Source organism: Fictibacillus sp. B-59209 (assembly GCF_036216745.1).
Lineage (GTDB): Bacteria > Bacillota > Bacilli > Bacillales > Fictibacillaceae > Fictibacillus_C > Fictibacillus_C marinisediminis.
On sequence record NZ_JARMMC010000023.1, the window covers coordinates 48,129 to 67,405 of the forward strand.

The following is a 19,277-nucleotide window of genomic DNA, read 5'->3' on the forward strand; positions in this document are numbered from 1 at the left end:
TCAATCGATGTATTCTATTGGTGTAGATATCGGCGGTACCAAAATTGCGGCTTGTCTGGTCGATCAACAAGGAAGTTGCCAGGAAGTAAAAACCATTCAAAGCAAGCCTCATCACCCTGAAGAAATGTTCGATCAAGTTGTGAATTGCATAAAAAGAGTGGTGTCAGATGCTGGTGTTTCATGGAAAGATATTCATGGTATTGGTGCAGGTGTTCCTGGAAAAGTGGATGTGGAAAAAGGAATGGCTGTCTATCAAAACAATCTTTCCTGGTCGTCCTTCCCCATTGCAGAAAGGTTAAGAAATACATTTCAAACGGAAGTCTGGATTGATAATGATGTCGTTATGGCTGCATATGGTGAGTGGCTGCATGCTAACAGTAAATCAAACGAAATTTTTGTGTATATTACATGGAGTACCGGTATTGCTTGCTGCACCTTGTATAATGGATCAGTCCTCAATGGATGTGGTTTTGCCGGAGAACTTGGATTATCTTTTGTGACATCAAGCAATCAGAGAATCGAGGAGCTTGCAAGTGGCCCAGCTATTTCCAGAAGAGGAAGGGTTCAAACCGGTCAGCATTTTTCCACAAAGGAATGGGTCAAGAACTATTATAAAGGTGATTCGTGTTCCATTGTATTGATGGATGATGTGATCAAAACGTTTAGTAAGGGAATTTACACCATTATTAATTTGTTAGATCCTCATAAAATAATCATCGGAGGTAGTGTAATAACCCAAAACCCCTTTTTGTTACGATCAATCAAGGATTCTTTAAAGGACTTAGTCTTGCCAGAACAGCAAGGAACAGTAGACAGATTGTTCATAAGCCATCTTGACGGAAAGGCAGCACTTATTGGAGCGGCTTTAAAAGGAAATCCTGACTTTAGGTCCCAAAAGAAGTAGAGTGTACTCTCTTAATCTATTTACTTAACCACTGAACGATACGGAGGTGTAAGATGAATATCACATTTCGATGGTACGGCCGCGGGAACGATACGGTCACACTGGATCATGTTAAACAAATTCCAGGAGTGAAGGGAATCGTTTGGGCGCTGCACCAAAAGCCTGTCGGGGAAGTATGGGATAAGGAAGAAATAAAGGCTGAAGTGGAGTACATTCAATCAAAGGGATTTCATGCAGAGGTTGTAGAAAGTGTGAATATCCATGAAGCGATCAAACTCGGCAATGAAGAACGCAATCGTTATATTGAAAATTATAAGCAAACGATCCGCAACCTTACTGAATTTGGAGTAAAGGTCATTTGCTACAACTTCATGCGTAAAAAAGGAGATAGCGTATGATTCCCGTGCATGAAACCTTAAACCATAAAACAGCGGTCATCACCGGCGGCAGCGGGGTCCTTTGTTCCGAGATGGCCCGTGAGCTCGCCCGCCACGGCATGAAAGTGGCAGTTCTGAACCGTACCGCTGAAAAAGGGCAAAAGGTTGTCGACGAGATCCGGCAGTCTGGCGGCACCGCTCTTTCTGTCTCCGCTGACGTTTTGAACCGGGAATCATTAGAAAAGGCGAAAGAGGAGATTTTAGAATGGTTTGGTTCCATCGATCTACTGATCAATGGGGCTGGAGGCAACCATCCCGATGCGATCACTGACTTTGAGACATACGACGAAGAAGCTTCAGGAAAATCATTTTTTGATATGGATGAGAACGGATTTTCCAACGTGTTCTCAACTAACTTTACCGGCACTTTTCTTGCATCTCAAGTATTCGGCAAGGCATTGCTGCAGGCAGAATCACCGGCTGTTATCAATATTTCATCCATGAGTGCTTACTCACCCATGACAAAGGTGCCTGCTTATAGTGCGGCAAAAGCATCGATCAATAATTTTACGATGTGGATGGCGGTCCATTTTGCGGAAACAGGCCTGCGTGTGAATGCGATTGCACCGGGGTTCTTTTTAACGACACAAAATCGCGGACTGCTTTTGAAGGAAAACGGAAGCTATACAGACCGGTCAAGTAAAATTATAGGAAGCACTCCGATGAAGAGGTTTGGGAAACCAAAGGACTTACTAGGAACGATGCTTTGGTTAGCGGATGAATCATACTCCGGATTTGTGACGGGTATTACTGTTCCAGTAGATGGTGGATTTATGGCTTTTTCAGGTGTGTAAAAAATAATTTTATTAATTTAATGCATAAAAGCGTTTACTTATTAAAGTGTTGTGGTATGATAGGGAGTATAATCGTTGGGATTAAACAATCTCTTGACACACCCCCTAATGAAATACCCTCATTGAGCAGCCGGATCCTTTTGATTCGGTTCTTTTTTTGTAAAAAAAAAGCGGAGTTTTCCCCGCTCCTTTATCCTTCAATTTTCAATGAAAGCAGACGATTTTCTCAAACTTCTCATCGGTCATGGTATCACCCAGGATCCCGCGATCAGGAGAACGATCAAATCTCATTCTGTACCAGTGTTCTGTCACGATTATTCTCCTGTTATCTCCCGTATGTTGAAGATCATATTGCGCTTCTTCCAGTAGATGGACGGCTGTATACAAATCATACATAAAATCCGCCAGTTTCTTCGCGAGGGCACTTTGCTGCTGACCATCTTGTTTTAATACATGTTCAAACAGTTCTTCCATTCGTTGAACTTCCATCTTTATTTGGGTTCGGAGCTGAAGAAGTTCTGAATTTTTGATTTGATCCATGGTTTGATACAAGTCTTCCATAAACGATACTGTTCCGCCCTTCTGAAGCGTTTTTAATACTTCGAGCGACTGGATGTTTGCGGTTCCTTCCCAAACCGGATTAACAATTGCATCCCGTAGAAGGCGAGGGGTAACATATTCTTCAATGTATCCATTGCCTCCATGCAGTTCAAGCGCCTCTTTGGCAGCGGATACACCTAGCTCGCTGCACCGGTATTTGGCTAGTGAAAGAAGGATCCTGAGGAGAGAGGTACTTTCAGGAGTTCCTTCATTGTAGGTATGCACACGGTCGAATAAAGAAATCATCTGAGCGGAGATTGACCATGCTGCTTCAATTTCAGTCATCATGTTCGTCAATGATTCCTGTACCATGGGATAAGAGATAACCGCTGCCCCGAATGCATTACGCTGGCTTGTATAGACGGCCGCTTCCAGATGTGCTCTTCTTGCAACGGCAAGACCTGCAAGAGAGGTGCCGAGCCTTGAAACATTCAGGGCTTCTGCCATGTATTTAAAGCCGTTCTCTTCTTCACCAATGAGATAACCTACCGCTTCGTTTAAAATGAGTTCACCACTGGCGACTGCCCGGACACCCAGTTTATCCTTAAGCCTTCTTATCGTTACCTTGTTTTTTGTCCCATCTGACAGTGTCCTTGGCACGATAAAAAGTCCGAGTCCCTTTGTAGATGGTTTTTCGCTGACTCTTGCGAGGGCAATGGCAATTTCGGCATCACAATTGCTCGCGAACCATTTTTCCCCTGTCAGGAGATAGTGGTCGCCGTGTTTAACTGCAATGGTTTGGGTTGCTCCCACATCTGACCCGCCTTGTATCTCGGTTAAAAATGTCGCTCCTTGAGCGTGTACTTCAGGATCGGTAGAGGACAGGCGGGAAAGGTAATCGTTCTTTTGCTGAGTGGATCCGAATTTTTCAAGAACGAAAGCAACGGACTGTGAAAGTCCTACAGGACAAGTGAAGCCATTTTCAGCTTCACACAGCAAATAAAGCAGAATGGAGTTCACCATGAAAGGAACCTTTTCAGGGGCGTTATCATCATAGCGATAAGATACGACGCCTGTTCCATAACCGTCCTTTATCGTTTGCAAATATCCCTCGTTATACCAGACTTCATTGATTTCTTCCCCTTTGCGGTTATAACGGATCAGTTTCGGAGCTCCATCGCGATCGGTATGTACAGCCCGCTGATCAATTGGGCCAGAAGCAAGCTCTCCTGTTTTTTGAAAGGCGGATTCAACATATGTAAACATCGGAACTGATAAATAACGTTTCGCATAGCGGACAAGGATCGGATCGTCATTATACCAATTGGCTTCATTTCCTTCCTTCCATTTTGTATAGTCGATACGGTCGCTGTTCTTTAAACTGTTTTTCACGTGTCACATCTCCTTTACGAGCTGTTTTAAGATTTTACCGTTGGCATTGTACGGCAGTTCAGTAACAAAACTGTATGTACGTGGGCACTTATATTCAGCTAGATGAACAGACAAAAAGCTTCTAAGTTCACCTTCTGAGACCTCTGAATCTTCTTTTCTTACAATAACAGCCTTGATGGTTTCGCCCCACTCCTGATCTTGAATCCCTACAACGCATGCTTGAAGGACATCCGGATGCTTCGTCAGAGTTTCTTCGATCTCGCGAGGATACACGTTGACACCACCGGGAATGATCATGTCTTTTTTTCGGTCGACGATGAATAGATAGCCGTCTTCGTCACGATAAGCAATGTCACCGGAATAAATCCACCCTTCACGAAGGATATCGTCTGTGGCGTCTTTGTTATTGAAATAGCCGGACATCACACTGTCACCTGCTAAAATAATTTCACCGTATTCACCAGGAGCAGTTTCTGTTCCATCATCATTGATGACTTTCATCTCCATATTTACTACCGGGGTTTTACCAATGCTTCCTGGTTTATGTTCATGTTCCTCCGGGCGCAAAAGGGACCCGTTCGGCCCGGCTTCCGTTAAGCCGTAAACCTGGTAGAAGTTTTTGTTATGAAAGGCTTTTGTCACAAAATGATAGGAAGCAAGAGGCATGGCTCCGCCGCCATAGGCGAATACCCGCATGCTGGATAGATCATAATTCGATAGGGAAGGTTCTTTGGCTGCAAGCAAATAGGCGATGGGAGAGGCAAAGGTGAATGTCGTTTTTTCTTGATGGATCCTTTGGAGAAAGTTCTGAGGTGTGAAATCTCCAAGAACATGAGAAGCACCGCAATAAAGCCCGCCCATGAAAAAACAATTTAGTGGAGCGGAATGGGAAAGAGGCATTTGTGAAAGGATGCGGTCATTGTGGGATAAATGGAATTCTATTGCGATCCCCAAGGCAACAGAGGAAACCTGGGCATGAGTGAGCATCACTCCTTTTGGAAGACCCGTCGTTCCTGAAGTGAGCATGATCTCACAAATCTCGTTCGTATCAATCGAGAAGTTCAGATTATCGGATGAGAGGGAGTGGGATTGGTTAACGGCATGTTCCAAGGAAACCGCCAGATGTGGTAATACTATAGTCTCCTGTGAAACGCATGACTGAAAAGATTGCTCATAAAGGATTCCTCTGCAATCCATCCTTTCTAAAATAGAATGGACCTCGGTCGACTTGAGCCGTGTGTTGAGAGGAACAGGAATGGCTCCCGCTTTTAATAAAGCAAAATACGCATAGAAGAAATGCTCATTGTTTCGCGACATGATCGCCATTCGTTCGTTCTTCCTGACGCCGTTTTCAATCAGTAGTCGGGCAAGCTGATTGGCTTTGCCATTCATATCGCTGTATGTCAATCGTGCTGTACCAGAAATAAATGCTTCTTTCGTTGGGAACTTCCGGGCGTTTAGTTCCAAGAACCCGTGAATGGTCATCTCGACGGCCACCTTTACTAGTAATTTAACGTCATCGTCTTTTCCAAGGTGTTAACTAACTGTTTGACATCATCTTATCCAATTCCTCTATTTTCTTAAAGGCTGATCGATATAAAAAAATGCCTATGGAACGCGAAAGTGTGTACTTACAATCATTCCAAATCTGTAACTTAATGACTCTCAAAGTGACGTAGGAGTAAGAGTCAGGCCTTTTATTTGTATTTTTCACAAGGAAATCCTTAATAAGTGGTGAATTAATAGTTTTGTAGAAAAATGTCACAGGTTTCTGCAAATGAACAGAAAGGAATGAAGAGATGGGGTTTTCTGTAACGTGTGATGGACAGCAGTATCATTTAGAAGATTTAAAGTTTGTAGAAGAAAAAGAACGTCATGGAAAAACATTTATTTTACGTTGTTTTACGTATGAATCTCAGAACTTCAGAGTGGAGTACTTCAAGAAATTATACACTGGCTCTGGGGTACAGGAACTTTGGAATACCGTTAAGAATATCTCAAAGGAGATATTAAGAATTGATAGGATAGACAGTATTAATGAATGGATCCCAACAGCTTCTGAACTAACCTGCTTCAAGAGTGGTTGGGGAAATGAATATCAGCCTTTTAAAACAATAATAAATGAAGAAGTAATTCTGGAGAATCGGTTGGGCCGGTCTTCAGCGTCCGTTCATCCCTTTGTTTTTTTGAACACTGAAAGCAGTGTTCGAATGGTTACGGTCGCCTGGTCCGGAAACTGGGTGCTGCGTTTTCAGCCCAGCATGAAAGGTGTCCATCTCAGTGGAGGACTTTCAGATTGGGAGTTTTACAAAGAGTTGTTTCCAGAGGAAGATATGGAAAGTGTTCGTATCCTTACTATTGAATCAGACTGCCACGACATGAATGAGATGGCTGTTCGATTTAACCGCTGGGCAAGGGAGTTTTGGATTCCTGCCAACAAAGAATTAGATAATCCTCTAGTGGAATGGAATCATTGGTGGACCTATGAAGACAGTGAAATCAATGAGAACATCTTTAAAGAGAATGCTGCTATTGCACAATCTCTTGGAATCGATGTCTGCACATTGGATGCCGGATGGTTTGGTCCGCCGGATGGCCACTCAGAATGGTTTGATTGGCGGGGTGATTGGGATAAAGTAAACACAGATCGTTTTTCTTCAGGGATAAGAGCGTTAAGTGATGAAGTCCATGAAAGAAACATGAAGTTCGGTTTCTGGTGTGAAATTGAAGGACTGGGGAAAAAGGCAGCAATCGGCTCCAGACGTGAAGATTTTATTGCTAAACGAGACGGAGAGCCTCTTGGTTACATTTGTTTCGGAAATGTGGAAGCACAAGATTGGGCCCTTTCAGTCCTGGACCGTTTAATTATCGACTATCAGTGTGATTGGCTCAAATTAGACTTTAATCTTGATCCTCACGCAGGATGCAGCCGTACAGATCATGGACATGGCGCTGGAGATGGACTGTTTGAGCATTACCTTGGCTACTACAGAGTATTGGATATGATTCGAAAAAAGCATCCTCATGTTATTTTAGAAAATTGTTCATCCGGGGGCTTGCGGACAGATTTGGGAATCATGAAGCATAATCATGTGAATTTTTTAAGTGACCCTGACTATTTGCTCCACCAGCTTCAGGTATTTTGGGCTTCAAGCTTGTTATTGCCCCCTTCTGCTTGTTTGCATTTTGTCTGGTCTCAATCCAAACCGAATGTGAACGGTGATTATGCTTTTCCGCCACTGAGGCTGAATGAGTGTACGGAAAAAGAGATAGCATTTCATATGAGGACAGCTATGATTCATCGTTTGGGTCTCTCTCATCCATTGCCAGAATGGAAAGAACGAGTAAGGCAGGAAGTGAAAAAAAACATCAAGTTTTATAAGGAAAAGGTATTTCACTTTGTGCAGAACGGGGACCTATATCGTTTAAATGAACAATGCAACCGTGATGAAAATGATAATAAGATAAGTTATGGTGGCTTTCAATATGTATTGTCGGATGAGGATAGGAGTCTCGTCTTCTATTTTTCAATCGATGAGCAACAGGAAGAAATAAAGTTAAAATGCAAAGGGCTTAACTCAATGTCAGAATACATCGTTACGGATATGGATAGTGGACATTCGATCATACGGAGCGGGGAACAGCTTCTTCAAGAGGGAATGACTGTATCGAAACACGGTAAGAGTGAATCATCTGTCTTCATGATTCAAGCGATTAAAAGTTTCTGAAAATTAAAAATAAATATTGATAACGCTTTCAATATTGCGTTATAATTTTTGTAGCATTACCAAAACGTTTTGGAGGAAATGGAACTTGACCACGATAAAAGACATTGCCAAAAGGGTCGGACTTTCCATTACAACAGTTTCCCGCGCGCTTAATGATTATTACGATGTCAGTGAAAAAACAAAACAAAGAGTTAAGCAAGCGGCCAGAGATTTGAACTACAGTCCGAACTCCATTGCCCGCAGCCTAGTAATGAAGAAAACAAGAACAATCGGACTTCTCGTCTCTGAAATGTTCAGGGAGGGGGTAAAGGATAACTTTACTTATGAAGTCCTTTGCGGAATCAATGATTGTTCGGGACAGCATGACTATGATTTAGTGCTGTTCAGTACCAGTTCCGCCAAACAGAAAGTAAAAACGTATGCTCAAGTTTGCAGGGAAAGAAGAGTAGACGGGGTGATTATTTCCGGAATAAAAACCAATGACACTTATCTTAAAGAAGTTGTAACAAGTGATATCCCATGTGTACTCATTGATATTCCCATCCGTTCAGACAAAGTCGGCTTTATTACAACTGATAGTGTTCTTGGAGCAAAGACCGCTGTTGAATATTTAATTGAGTTAGGCCATAAGAACATTGGGTTCATGAACGGACACGATTTTGCTTTTGTCAGCAAGAATCGATTAGAAGGATACTCGCAGGCTCTGCTTGAGAATGAAATCATCGTTCGGAGCGAATGGATTGCCAATGGGGCTTTTTCAGAAGTTATAGCCGAAGAAAAGGCGTTGCAGATGCTTCAGAACCATCCAGAGATCACAGCAATATTTTGTGCAAGTGATTTAATGGCTTTGGGAGTCATAAGGGCGGCAAAAAAATTAAATCTTCAGATGCCGGATGAACTATCCATTATCGGCTATGACGATATTGTTTTGGCATCCTATGTTACTCCTGCTCTAACTACAATCTCTCAAGATAAATACCAGATGGGCTATCAAGCAGCTGAAATGCTAATCAGTATACTGGAGAACCAAGTGGAGCCTCATCAAAGAGTTCTAAACAGCAAACTAGTTATAAGAGAATCAACTGCATCCATCCTTTAAATGAGGGGCAGTCTCTTCTAAAAATCCGAAACGTTTTCGAGACAACTATACATATTATACTAACGCATAAACCCGAAACGTTTTGGGTTTTCCGGTTGTCCGTGGTTTAACCACTAACAATATAAAAATGGATTGAAGGGGGAACAACAAAATGAAAAAAGCCGGAAAGATGCTTTTAACCATGTCTCTAGCGGCAGGACTAATGTTAACTGGCTGCAGCAAGGACACCAGTACGGATGCCAAAGGCGACCAGATCACCCTGAGAGTTGGAACATGGGAAGGCGGAGAAGGCCAGGCCTTGCAGCAAAAAGTCGCCGATTCCTATATGAAGAAACATCCGAATGTGAAAATTGAAATTGAATCGGTCCCTGATCAGTACGGTACGAAGCTTCTGACGCAGATTGCAGGCGGAGACGCTCCTGATATCTTTCAAGTTGGTGATGGCGACATCAGGCTTTATATGGAAAAAGGCGCTTTTGAAAATCTCTCCGACTATGCCAAAGGAAAAAACGGGATTAATTATGACGATTATTACCAAAACGTTTTAGATGTAGGAAAGATTGACGGTGAACTGTATACGCTTCCAAAGGATTACAGCACGCTTGCCGTTTACTACAACAAGAAAATGTTTGATGAAGCCAAGATTCCTTATCCCAAAAAAGGGTGGACGTGGGATGATTTTTACGCCACAGCTAAGAAATTAACCAAAAAGGAAAATGGCAACATTGTTCATTGGGGAACGGAGATGGGCGGAGCTGAACAGCGCTTCCTAATTCCGCTTCTATACGGATATGGTGGCAGCTTTATCAGCAATGACGGAAAGAAGTTTGAAGGATATTTAAACAGCTACGGTTCAAAAGACGCGCTGAACTTCTACCATGATATGTACTTTAAAGACAAGATAGTACCTACGACCTCTGATTCGGAAGCATTTAAAGGTGTAGATCTTTTTGGAGCTCAAAAAACCGCGATGGCCCTAGGTGGACGATGGCCGATCATGGACTATCGAAAAAATCCAGATTTGAAATTCGGAACTGTGGATGTACCTAAAGGACCTAAGGGTGAAGTAAACAGTATCTTTTATGCAGGCTATGGATTGTATTCTAAGTCTGAACACAAAAAAGCAGCATGGGATTACCTAAAGTACCTTACAGGTGCTGAAGGCGGTAAAGTATTTGCCGACCATGCTTTTACAGCTGTTAAGAAAGTTGCTGAAGAAAAAGGTCAAACAACAGACAAGGACTTTAAACCGTTTGTAGATGGGATTCAAAATGTTCAAATGTTCCCTGAAAGAATCAGTCCTTACTATCAAGCGACTGGCAGCAAGGAAGTAGCTAACTTGATGGAACGATTCATGCTTGGCAAAAAAATGAACATTGATAAAGAGTTGGATCAGGCGGCTAAAAATTCTGATGAAGAGTTAGGTAAAGCACAAAAATAAGAGGATTATGGAATCAATAGATTGAGGTGGGTCAATGACAGACTCACCTTAATCAGTAGATGAGAGGTGAAATCATGCATAGAGAATCTAATTTGAATACTGTTACTGAACGTCCGCTGATCTATCAGGCAAAAACGAAAAAAAGATGGCTGAATTCAGAGAGAAAAGAAGGACTCACCTTTTATTTACTCATTTCTCCTTGGCTGCTCGGTTTTCTTTTTTTCATTTTGGGTCCGATGATTGCTTCTCTATATATCAGCTTTACAGACTGGGATCTATTGACGCCTGCCAAATGGACAGGCCTCGATAATTATGTAAAAGCCTTTACAGGCGATCCTTTATTCTGGCAGGCACTCAAAGTAACCATGATTTATTCATTGTTCTCCGTTCCTATTGGCCTGATTGTTTCACTTGGGGTGGCAATGTTGCTGAATCAGGCTGTACGGGGGATGAGCATCTTTAGAACGATCTATTACCTCCCTGCGGTCGTAAGTGGAGTATCAGTAATGGTTCTTTGGATGTACATTTTTAATCCCCAGATTGGACTTTTAAATACCGTCCTTGGTTATTTTGGAATCAAGGGGCCTGGCTGGATCTTTGACCCTAAGTGGGCGTTGTTGTCTATTGTCATCATGAGTTTATGGGGTGTAGGCGGCGGTATCATAATCTGGCTCGCTGGTCTCAATGGCATACCAGATTATTTATATGAAGCTGCTGACCTTGATGGAGCAAGCAAGTTTCAAAAGTTCATGCATATTACGGTTCCGATGCTCACTCCGACCATCTTTTTTAACTTAATTACCGGTATTATTGGTGCGCTGCAAACCTTTGGCGAGGCATATGTGATGACCAAGGGAGGACCTTTAAACTCCACCTTGTTCTTTAACTACTATTTATTCCGAAAAGCATTTGAAGAATTTGATATGGGCTATGCTTCTGCCCTTGCTTGGATTTTATTTATCATCATCTTCATTTTTACCCTGCTCGTCTTTCGATCTTCCGCCTTATGGGTGCATTATGAAGGAGAAAAGAGGTAACGGCGATGTCAACTTCAGTAATTCATAAAGCAAAGAACCATGATAAGAAAAAATTGAAAGCATCAAAGATCATCGGACAGCTCATTGTTTATTCGTTACTCATATTAGGAGCCATCGTGATGCTCATTCCGTTTTTCTGGATGGTCTCTGCCTCCTTAAAGGAATCTTGGCAGGTCTTTTCGTTTCCTCCGAAATGGCTTCCGGATCCAATCCGGTGGGATAACTATGTGACGACGTTTCAGTCTCTTCCATTTGGAAAATGGCTCGGAAATACAGTGATCATTACAGTGAGCACGATCATTGGCACGCTGCTTTCCTGTACCGTTGTCGCTTATGGTTTTGCGCGGTTCCGAGCAAAAGGCAAGAATGTCCTTTTCTTGGTCATGCTCGCTACAATGATGCTGCCGACCGCTGTAACGATGATTCCCGTCTTTTACTTATTTAAGAGTTTAGGTTGGATTAATACATTTCTGCCGCTAATTGTTCCCGCTTTCTTTGGAAATGCCTTTTTTATCTTTCTTTTGCGGCAATTCTATATGTCTATCCCAACAGAGCTGGAAGACGCAGCAAAAATTGATGGCCTTGGAACGCTCGGTATCCTATGGAAAATCATTGTGCCTTTAACCATGCCAGCGCTGATAACGGTAGCCATTTTTCAGTTTAATGGGGCATGGAATGATTTTATGGGCCCGCTGCTTTATTTAAGCAAGCCCGACCTTTATACACTAGCTTTGGGAATCAATTTCTTTAAAAGCCAGAATGATGTTCAATGGAACTATTTAATGGCCGCATCCGTTGTTACAATGCTGCCATCACTTATTCTTTTCTTTGTAGGACAGAAATATTTTATTGAAGGCATCTCGCTGTCTGGCGGAGTAAAGGGCTAACTACGGCAAGGGGGAAGCAATATGACTATTAAGGAACAGCAATTGAATGATCCTGCAGTAAATGATTTTATCGAAAGAAAAAAAGAAATGTTGTCGGATCTGTACATTTGTGCCGGCGACCGAAGCTATATAGTGGGAGCACAAAGTGGGTTGTTTCCCGATTTTGGGCATCACGTTAAGGATGAAATGGGAGGTGTGTGGACGCATCCGATCAAACTATTGGACGGATACTGGCTGCATCTCCAAGAAACGGACTCAACTCATGGGTTCTGGCTCGAGGAAGCAGACGTCTTTCATAACTATCCTTTTTACAATGAGCATGAATATATGATTAAGGAACGTGAACTGACAGTCATCAGAAGGCAGTTTTGTCCGGATCAAACAGAAGGTGCGGTCGTCACCTATGAAGTTACGAATCAATCAGACAAAAGGCGGGTATTTCAAGCTTCTTTCTTAGGTAGAACGGACTTAAGCCCTGTCTGGTATTCCGATCAAATCGGAATACAGGATGGAGAAGATGCCGGTGAATTGGATGAAGAGAACGATGTCTTCATAGGATCCGATACGTTGAACCCATGGTATGTTGTGTTCGGCTCCGACAGGCCACTCGTTAAAAATAAAATAGAACGTTCTCTTTTTGGTCCTGAGCATACGGCTGGGCAAGGGATTTCGGGTCAGCTAACCTATGAGTCTTTCGAAATCAGCCAAGGTGAAACAATTACCTTAACGTTTTTTGTAGCAGGATCCAACCAATCGGCAGAAGCGGCACTAAAAACGTTCAGTAACATGAAAGAACATTCAAAAGAGTTGTTTGAAACAAAGAAAACACGCTATAACGAGATGCTCAGCAAAACAGCTATCTCCATTCCTGATAAGCAGCTGGAAAAGGTGTTCAATTGGAACAAGTTTAATATGGATTGGCTGACAATGGAAGTCGAGGGATTAGGCCGAGGGCTGGCTGCCGGCCATCCAGAGTACTCGTGGTGGTTCGGTTGTGACAGCAGCTACGCTCTGCTGGGTAACCTTCCACTTGGCAACCTGGAATTAGCGCAAGAAACCTTATCACTCCTTCAAAAAGTATCAGAAACAGAAAACGGGAACGGCCGCATCGTTCATGAGATCCTGACGAGCGGAGCCGTAGCAAATAAAGGTAATACCCAAGAAACACCGCATTTTATTAAATGTGTATGGGAAACATTTCTTTGGACGGGTGATAAGGATTTCATAAAGATGATGTATCCGTCAGTAAAAAAAGGCATTAAGTGGCTGTTTGAAGAGATGGATCCTGATCATGATCTGCTTCCGGAAGGATATGGAATCATTGAAATCGAAGGATTAAACGTTGAATTAATCGATACAGCGGTCTATACGTATGAAGCGTTGCGTACAGGAGCATTGATGGCCGAGCTGATGGGTGAAAAGGATACAGCTCTTCATTATCAACAAATAGGTAAACAGCTTGGCGAGATTATTAACCGTGACTTTTGGCTGGAAGATGAAGGTCTCTACGCTGATGCGATGGCAACACCAGATCTGGTTCTTGAAAAAATAGATTTGTACATCAACAATGCGAGAGAAGGCGGTTCCGATCAAGCTGCAGCAGAATTACAAGAAATGAAAGAAAAGATGTCAAAACTAGATGGAAATGTGCAGCAGCCTTGGCTTTTTAAAAACTGGGTGATCAATACGCCGATGGAAACAGGGCTTGCTCCAAGAGTACAGGCGATCAAAGCCTTGGACCGGATGGGAACCAATGAATTCACCGGACCGTGGGGTACATATCTATCAGGTATGTACCGTACGCATATGATGACGATCTCTACAAGCGTCCAGGCGGTGGCGGAATGCCGGTATGACCGAATAGATGAAGCGTTAAAGTTTGTTAATCTCATAGCAAGCACATTCAATAAAAGACTGCCTGGATCGATTCATGAAATGTCTCCAGATTACGGATGCTTCGTACAGGCATGGACGTCCTATGGCATAGTATGGCCGCTGCTGACTCATATCTTTGGCATTCAGCCGAGAGCGTATTGGAAAGAAGTGACCATAAGGCCCCGTCTTCCACAAGGCTGGGATACGTTATCGGTGAGGAATGTACAAATTGGGCTCGGAGAGAAACAGAACGAATGCGATATTTCCATTACACAAAATGAGAAAGAAACGGTTTATGAGATTGCAATGAAAAATAAAGGATGGAAAATTCTTTTAGATCTTCCGATGGATTCTAATCAATCCATATACTTGGATGACAAAGAAGTCATTGTTGATCCTCAGCAGCGGATTGAAATTCAGCAGGCAGAGAAGCATGTGGTACGTGTCATGAGACTATGATGGACACTGAGGATATAAAGTAAGGAGTGGCAGTTGTGGAAAAAGGATACATTGGGAAACTTTATCATATGTGTGAATGGGTCATGAGGATTGCTTATTTGAACATACTTTGGCTGGCATTTACATTGGCGGGGTTTGTTCTTTTTGGATTGTTTCCTTCAACCATCGCCATGTACACCGTGACAAGAAAATGGGTACAAGGCAACACGGATATCAAACTGTTCCATTTGTTTTGGCAGACATATCGCAAAGAACTCTTCAAGTCTCAAAAGATCGGGCTTGTGCTTATGGCCGCTTTGCTGCTGTTTGTCCTAGATTACAAGTTTTACATGAACCAGACTTCTACAGCCTTGGTTTATGCAAAGATCATTTGGTTCGCGTGTGTCGTATTGTTCGGTACGTTCAACCTTTATTTTTTCCCTGTGTATGTTCATTACCAATGCAAACCATTGCAGTATATAAAGAACGTTTTCCTGATTGCCGTCATGTTCCCGCTCCATAGCTTTCTGCTCTGGTGCGGAGCACTTTTCATCCTGCTGTTTATCTACAATTTCCAAGGCCTCTCGTTATTCTTCAGTAGCAGTGTCCTCGCGTTTTGGATTACACTCGTCACTCACAATGTTTTTTCAAAAATCAATGTTAAAGGCGCTGTTCAAGAAGGCCGATCACTGACAATTGGTACCGAATAATTTAAAACCCTCTTCCATTACACTCAATCGGTGTTTAGGATGAGGGTTTTTTCATTTAAAGTAAAAATGCTTCATAAGTCACGCGTTTAAATTATTAAGTATCCATGAAATGACCTAGGAAAATCCCTTGCAGCAGTAAGCGAAATAGAAACTGAGAGGAAGGAGAAGCTAGGAATTTCGGATTAAATCCCAAATATTAGTTATTTATTTGGACCCGCATTATAATATCTATATTGTGGCTCTTTTCAAAATTTATAAAAAAGTGGCGGGTGAGATTGTGGAAACATTCCGAAAATTGAAAGCATTTTATTGGCCCTACAAAAGGTACTTCATCTGGTCAGTCCTAACACTCATTATCTTAACGGGCATGACAGTCATCTATCCGATGGTGCTTCAATATACGATAGATCATGTCATTTTGAAAGGAAAGTACGAAAATGTGCCTAAGCTTGCCTTCGCCTTCGTTGTCCTGATGGCAGCCAAAGGTGGATTCACCTTTATTAATCAGTATCTTGGCGATCTATTCGGTGTCAGTGCGGTCTACCGGCTGAGGAAAGCATTGTATGAAAAACTGCAGTTCTTGCCTTTTGGTTATTACGATAATGCCAAAACCGGTGATCTTATGTCCCGGCTCACTGCAGATGTTGAAGGTTTTCGTTTCTTCCTCTCTTTCGGCTTTGCACAGTTGATCAATTTTGTCTTTCTCATTGGTTTCAGCTTAATGGTAATGTTCTATTACTCCGTCCCGCTTGCTTTTGTTACGTTAGGTGTACTTCCGTTTTTAGTTATTGTCGTCTACCGATTTGATAAAGCGGTTCACCCTGCATTTCAAGCTATACGTAAGTCAATGGGGGACTTGAATACCAAGGTACAGGAAAATGTCAGCGGGATGCAGACGGTAAAGTCACTATCCAGAGAAGATTTCGAGATTGGCAAGTTTATGTCTTCCAACAAAAACTATAAGGATAAACAAATTTTTACGGCTGGCATCTGGGCAAAATACTTTCCGCTCATGGAGCTGATCGGCAATCTTTGTGTCGTCTTTCTTTTATCGTATGGAGGCTATCTTGTCATTCAAGGGAAGCTAATGCCTGGGGAACTCGTTGCTTTTTTTAGTTTGGTCTGGTATATCATCGGACCCATTATGGGGTTGGGATTTATCATTAATACCTTTTCACAATCCAAAGCGTCCGGTGAACGATTAGTAGAACTCTTGGATCAACCTGGAGAGCTCAATCATCAATCTGAAGCGATTGAAAGCATCGAAGGAGATATCGAATTCAAAGGGGTTACGCATCGATACGGAGCAGAGGAGGATCCCCCACTTGAGGACATTTCATTTCATGCGAAGAAGGGTCAGATTATTGGGCTGATGGGAGCGACTGGTTCCGGCAAGACAACACTCACCCAGCTCATTTCCAGATTTTACGAATCTCAAGCCGGCGAGATCCTAATTGACGGTAAACCGATTTCTACATTTGATCCGATTAAACTTCGTCAGCATATTGGCGTTGTTTTTCAAGAATCTTTTTTATTCTCCTCAACCATCAAAGATAACATCTCATACGGTGACCCAAATGCTGAAATGGACCGCATTATCGCAGCGGCAAAACAGGCACAGGCGCATGATTTTATTATGGAGCTTCCACAGCGGTATGAAACGCAGCTTGGAGAACGCGGCCTTGGCCTTTCCGGTGGCCAAAAACAGCGAATTTCCATCGCGAGAGCGCTTCTTGTTAATCCGAGCATCCTCCTGCTAGATGATGCAACGAGCGCCGTTGATATGGAAACCGAATTTAAGATTCAGCAGGCTTTCCAAGAAGTTATGAAGGACCGAACGACATTTATCATCGCTCACCGCATCTCTTCCTTGAAGCATGCGGATGAAATTTTAGTGCTTGAGAACGGAAGAATTGCAGCAAGAGGAACTCATGAGCAGTTACTCGAGCAAGAAGGAATGTATAAACGTACGTATGAATTTCAATACAAGGACAGGGAAGCACTCCAAGCCAAACGAGTGTCAGCGGGGTATTGTTCATGGTAAAACGAAAAAAAGAACGATTCTTTTATTCCAGCGAACCGCCCATCGATAAGCCGTTTAATTGGGGGCTCATGACCCGGCTGTTCGAATATATGAGCCCATATAGAAAATCACTGCTGCCAAAAGCGGTCATCGCTATGCTGCTAACGACAGGAATCCGGCTCGTCGTCCCTATTTTTATCGGAGTCCTGACTTTCGACCATGCGATCAAAAATAAAAACACCCCATTGCTCATTGAGCTGATCACGGCCATTGCTGTCATGTACATTGTTTCGTGGGTTGCCAACACGTACCGGATCAGGTGGATGAATGAACTGGGCCAGCTCGTCATCTGTGACATCCGACAGCACTTGTTTAAGCATATCCAGCGGCTCTCGCACCGTTTCTTTGATCAGCGGTCAGCAGGTTCCATACTGGTGCGTGTGATCAATGATGTAAATTCACTTCAGGACTTGTTTACGAACGGCGTCATCAATGTCCTGATGGATTTAATTTTGCTTGTCGGGATCATAGTTCTTATGTTTGTCTACAGCCCGCCGCTTGCACTGGCTATTATGGTGGTTGTCCCGCTTATGTTTGTCATCTCAACGAGCATACGCCGCCGGATCCGCCGTTCCTGGCAGGTGGTCCGTGCCCGGCAGGCAAAGATTAACTCTCATCTGAATGAGAGTATTCAAGGCATTAGGGTGACTCAGTCCTATACCCAGGAACAAGAGAATATGAACTTCTTTGACGGTATCAATAACGACAACCTGCTGAGCTGGAAACAGGCAACAAGGCTAAACGCCATGTTCCGCCCCTTTGTGGACGTATCGAACGCCATTGGGACCGTCATTCTAATCTGGTATGGATCACATTTAATCCAGCAAGGCTCTCTCGAGATGGGGGTATTTGTTTCTTTTGCCTTTTACCTTGGCATGTTCTGGGAGCCGATATCAAGACTTGGCCAAGTGTATAATCAGCTTCTCGTAGGTATGGCGTCTTCAGAACGTATTTTTGAATTCTTGGATGAAAGACCGAATGTGGCAGAAATTACGAATCCAGTGGAACCGGATGACGTCCGGGGGAAAGTGGTATTTAAGGAAGTGGAGTTCTCTTACGATGGCAAGCGGAAGGCACTGAACGGTATTGACCTGAATATTAAAGCAGGTGAAACGGTTGCGTTCGTCGGCCATACGGGCTCAGGAAAATCAACCATTGCCAACCTGATCTGCCGATTCTATGACGCTACTTCAGGGTCCGTTGAAATTGATGATATCCCTATTAAACATTTAAAGCTTGAAAGCCTTCGCCAACAGGTAAGTATTGTACTGCAGGACACGTTCATCTTCTCTGGTACCATCATGGAGAACATTCGATTTGGCCGGCCGGGAGCGAGCGATGAAGAGGTTCAAAGAGCAGCAGAAGCCGTCGGTGCGAACCTCTTTATTAACAAATTGAAGGATGGCTACCATACGGAGGTAGAAGAGCGGGGGAATGTCCTGTCTGTTGGAGAGCGGCAGTTATTATCCTTTGCGCGTGCCTTGCTCGCAAATCCGCGCATCCTTATTCTAGATGAGGCAACCGCGAGTATTGATACAGAAACCGAAGTCAATATACAAAAAGCGCTGAAGACCCTTCTTGCAGGGAGAACGGCCATTATTGTTGCCCACCGGCTTTCCACCATTCGTGAGGCCGATAACATCATCGTGCTCGATCACGGAAACATTATAGAACAAGGAAGCCACGAGGAGCTGATGGAGCTCGAGAAGGAATATTACCGGCTGGTCCTCTCACAGTTTAAAAGACTTGAAGTTGGGTAGATCTATGTGGCTATTAAAGCCTTTGCAAAAGAGTATATAAAAAGCCTTTTTCTGTAACGTCAGAGAAAGGCTTTTTATATTATTTTTAGTTAGTCATTTTTAGCTACCAAGTAAAACGATAGAAAACGTATTATTAAATAGATAAGTTGAAA

Annotated in this window: 13 protein-coding genes and 1 pseudogene; 12 read left to right on the plus strand and 2 right to left on the minus strand. The window is 43.0% G+C overall.

Going from position 1 to position 19,277, the window contains the following annotated elements:
• Positions 1 to 7 precede the first annotated feature (7 nt).
• The 3 genes and pseudogenes from P4361_RS19420 (at position 8) to P4361_RS19430 (ending at position 2,135) form a co-directional block, all read left to right on the plus strand.
• Positions 8 to 904 (plus strand): ROK family protein, encoded by an 897-nt coding sequence (locus P4361_RS19420; protein ID WP_328090587.1) that lies wholly within the window; start codon positions 8 to 10, stop codon positions 902 to 904.
• Between the two features lie 53 nt (positions 905 to 957).
• Positions 958 to 1,278 (plus strand): annotated as a pseudogene (locus tag P4361_RS19425) (mannonate dehydratase); the annotation flags it as partial.
• A gap of 20 nt (positions 1,279 to 1,298) precedes the next feature.
• Positions 1,299 to 2,135: an SDR family oxidoreductase gene (locus tag P4361_RS19430; protein ID WP_328090588.1), complete on the plus strand. Its 837-nt coding sequence runs from the start codon at positions 1,299 to 1,301 to the stop codon at positions 2,133 to 2,135.
• 204 nt (positions 2,136 to 2,339) lie between these two features.
• Here P4361_RS19430 and P4361_RS19435 read toward each other — a convergent pair whose 3' ends face one another.
• Both P4361_RS19435 and P4361_RS19440 read right to left on the minus strand, forming a co-directional pair.
• Positions 2,340 to 4,067 carry an acyl-CoA dehydrogenase family protein gene (locus tag P4361_RS19435; protein ID WP_328090589.1) on the minus strand — a complete coding sequence of 576 codons (1,728 nt, stop codon included), beginning with the start codon at positions 4,065 to 4,067 and terminating at the stop codon, positions 2,340 to 2,342.
• 3 nt (positions 4,068 to 4,070) lie between these two features.
• Complete coding sequence (locus tag P4361_RS19440) at positions 4,071 to 5,552, minus strand: class I adenylate-forming enzyme family protein (RefSeq protein ID WP_328090591.1); 1,482 nt, start codon at positions 5,550 to 5,552, stop codon at positions 4,071 to 4,073.
• 314 nt (positions 5,553 to 5,866) lie between these two features.
• Between P4361_RS19440 and P4361_RS19445 the strand changes: the two genes are divergently transcribed.
• From P4361_RS19445 to P4361_RS19485, 9 genes are all read left to right on the plus strand, one after another.
• Complete coding sequence (locus P4361_RS19445) at positions 5,867 to 7,795, plus strand: alpha-galactosidase (RefSeq protein ID WP_328090593.1); 1,929 nt, start codon at positions 5,867 to 5,869, stop codon at positions 7,793 to 7,795.
• An 85-nt stretch (positions 7,796 to 7,880) separates the two neighbouring features.
• Complete coding sequence (locus P4361_RS19450; protein ID WP_256227455.1) at positions 7,881 to 8,894, plus strand: LacI family DNA-binding transcriptional regulator; 1,014 nt, start codon at positions 7,881 to 7,883, stop codon at positions 8,892 to 8,894.
• A 151-nt stretch (positions 8,895 to 9,045) separates the two neighbouring features.
• Positions 9,046 to 10,335: a sugar ABC transporter substrate-binding protein gene (locus tag P4361_RS19455; protein ID WP_328090594.1), complete on the plus strand. Its 1,290-nt coding sequence runs from the start codon at positions 9,046 to 9,048 to the stop codon at positions 10,333 to 10,335.
• A 74-nt stretch (positions 10,336 to 10,409) separates the two neighbouring features.
• Complete coding sequence (locus P4361_RS19460) at positions 10,410 to 11,372, plus strand: carbohydrate ABC transporter permease (protein WP_256227453.1); 963 nt, start codon at positions 10,410 to 10,412, stop codon at positions 11,370 to 11,372.
• 5 nt (positions 11,373 to 11,377) lie between these two features.
• Complete coding sequence (locus P4361_RS19465; protein ID WP_062232366.1) at positions 11,378 to 12,259, plus strand: carbohydrate ABC transporter permease; 882 nt, start codon at positions 11,378 to 11,380, stop codon at positions 12,257 to 12,259.
• A gap of 21 nt (positions 12,260 to 12,280) precedes the next feature.
• The gene (locus P4361_RS19470) at positions 12,281 to 14,593 is read left to right on the plus strand and encodes a glycogen debranching protein (protein WP_328090597.1); all 2,313 of its coding nucleotides are present in this window, start codon (positions 12,281 to 12,283) and stop codon (positions 14,591 to 14,593) included.
• A 35-nt stretch (positions 14,594 to 14,628) separates the two neighbouring features.
• Entirely contained in the window at positions 14,629 to 15,282 is a 654-nt protein-coding gene (locus tag P4361_RS19475) for a YesL family protein (RefSeq protein ID WP_328090598.1), read from the plus strand.
• Positions 15,283 to 15,559: 277 nt separating this feature from the next.
• Complete coding sequence (locus P4361_RS19480) at positions 15,560 to 17,326, plus strand: ABC transporter ATP-binding protein (RefSeq protein ID WP_328090599.1); 1,767 nt, start codon at positions 15,560 to 15,562, stop codon at positions 17,324 to 17,326.
• Positions 17,320 to 19,125 carry an ABC transporter ATP-binding protein gene (locus P4361_RS19485; protein WP_328090600.1) on the plus strand — a complete coding sequence of 602 codons (1,806 nt, stop codon included), beginning with the start codon at positions 17,320 to 17,322 and terminating at the stop codon, positions 19,123 to 19,125. The genes P4361_RS19480 and P4361_RS19485 overlap by 7 nt, the downstream gene beginning before the upstream one ends.
• The last annotated feature ends 152 nt before the right edge of the window (positions 19,126 to 19,277 follow it).

What these genes read in the sequence shown, in the direction of transcription:
- P4361_RS19420 (WP_328090587.1), top strand. Translation starts at nt 8, where the DNA reads ATGTATTCTATTGGTGTAGATATCGGCGGTACCAAAATTGCGGCTTGT.
- P4361_RS19430 (WP_328090588.1), top strand. Translation starts at nt 1,299, where the DNA reads ATGATTCCCGTGCATGAAACCTTAAACCATAAAACAGCGGTCATCACC.
- P4361_RS19440 (WP_328090591.1), bottom strand. Translation starts at nt 5,552, where the DNA reads ATGACCATTCACGGGTTCTTGGAACTAAACGCCCGGAAGTTCCCAACG.
- P4361_RS19445 (WP_328090593.1), top strand. Translation starts at nt 5,867, where the DNA reads ATGGGGTTTTCTGTAACGTGTGATGGACAGCAGTATCATTTAGAAGAT.
- P4361_RS19455 (WP_328090594.1), top strand. Translation starts at nt 9,046, where the DNA reads ATGAAAAAAGCCGGAAAGATGCTTTTAACCATGTCTCTAGCGGCAGGA.
- P4361_RS19460 (WP_256227453.1), top strand. Translation starts at nt 10,410, where the DNA reads ATGCATAGAGAATCTAATTTGAATACTGTTACTGAACGTCCGCTGATC.
- P4361_RS19465 (WP_062232366.1), top strand. Translation starts at nt 11,378, where the DNA reads ATGTCAACTTCAGTAATTCATAAAGCAAAGAACCATGATAAGAAAAAA.
- P4361_RS19470 (WP_328090597.1), top strand. Translation starts at nt 12,281, where the DNA reads ATGACTATTAAGGAACAGCAATTGAATGATCCTGCAGTAAATGATTTT.
- P4361_RS19485 (WP_328090600.1), top strand. Translation starts at nt 17,320, where the DNA reads ATGGTAAAACGAAAAAAAGAACGATTCTTTTATTCCAGCGAACCGCCC.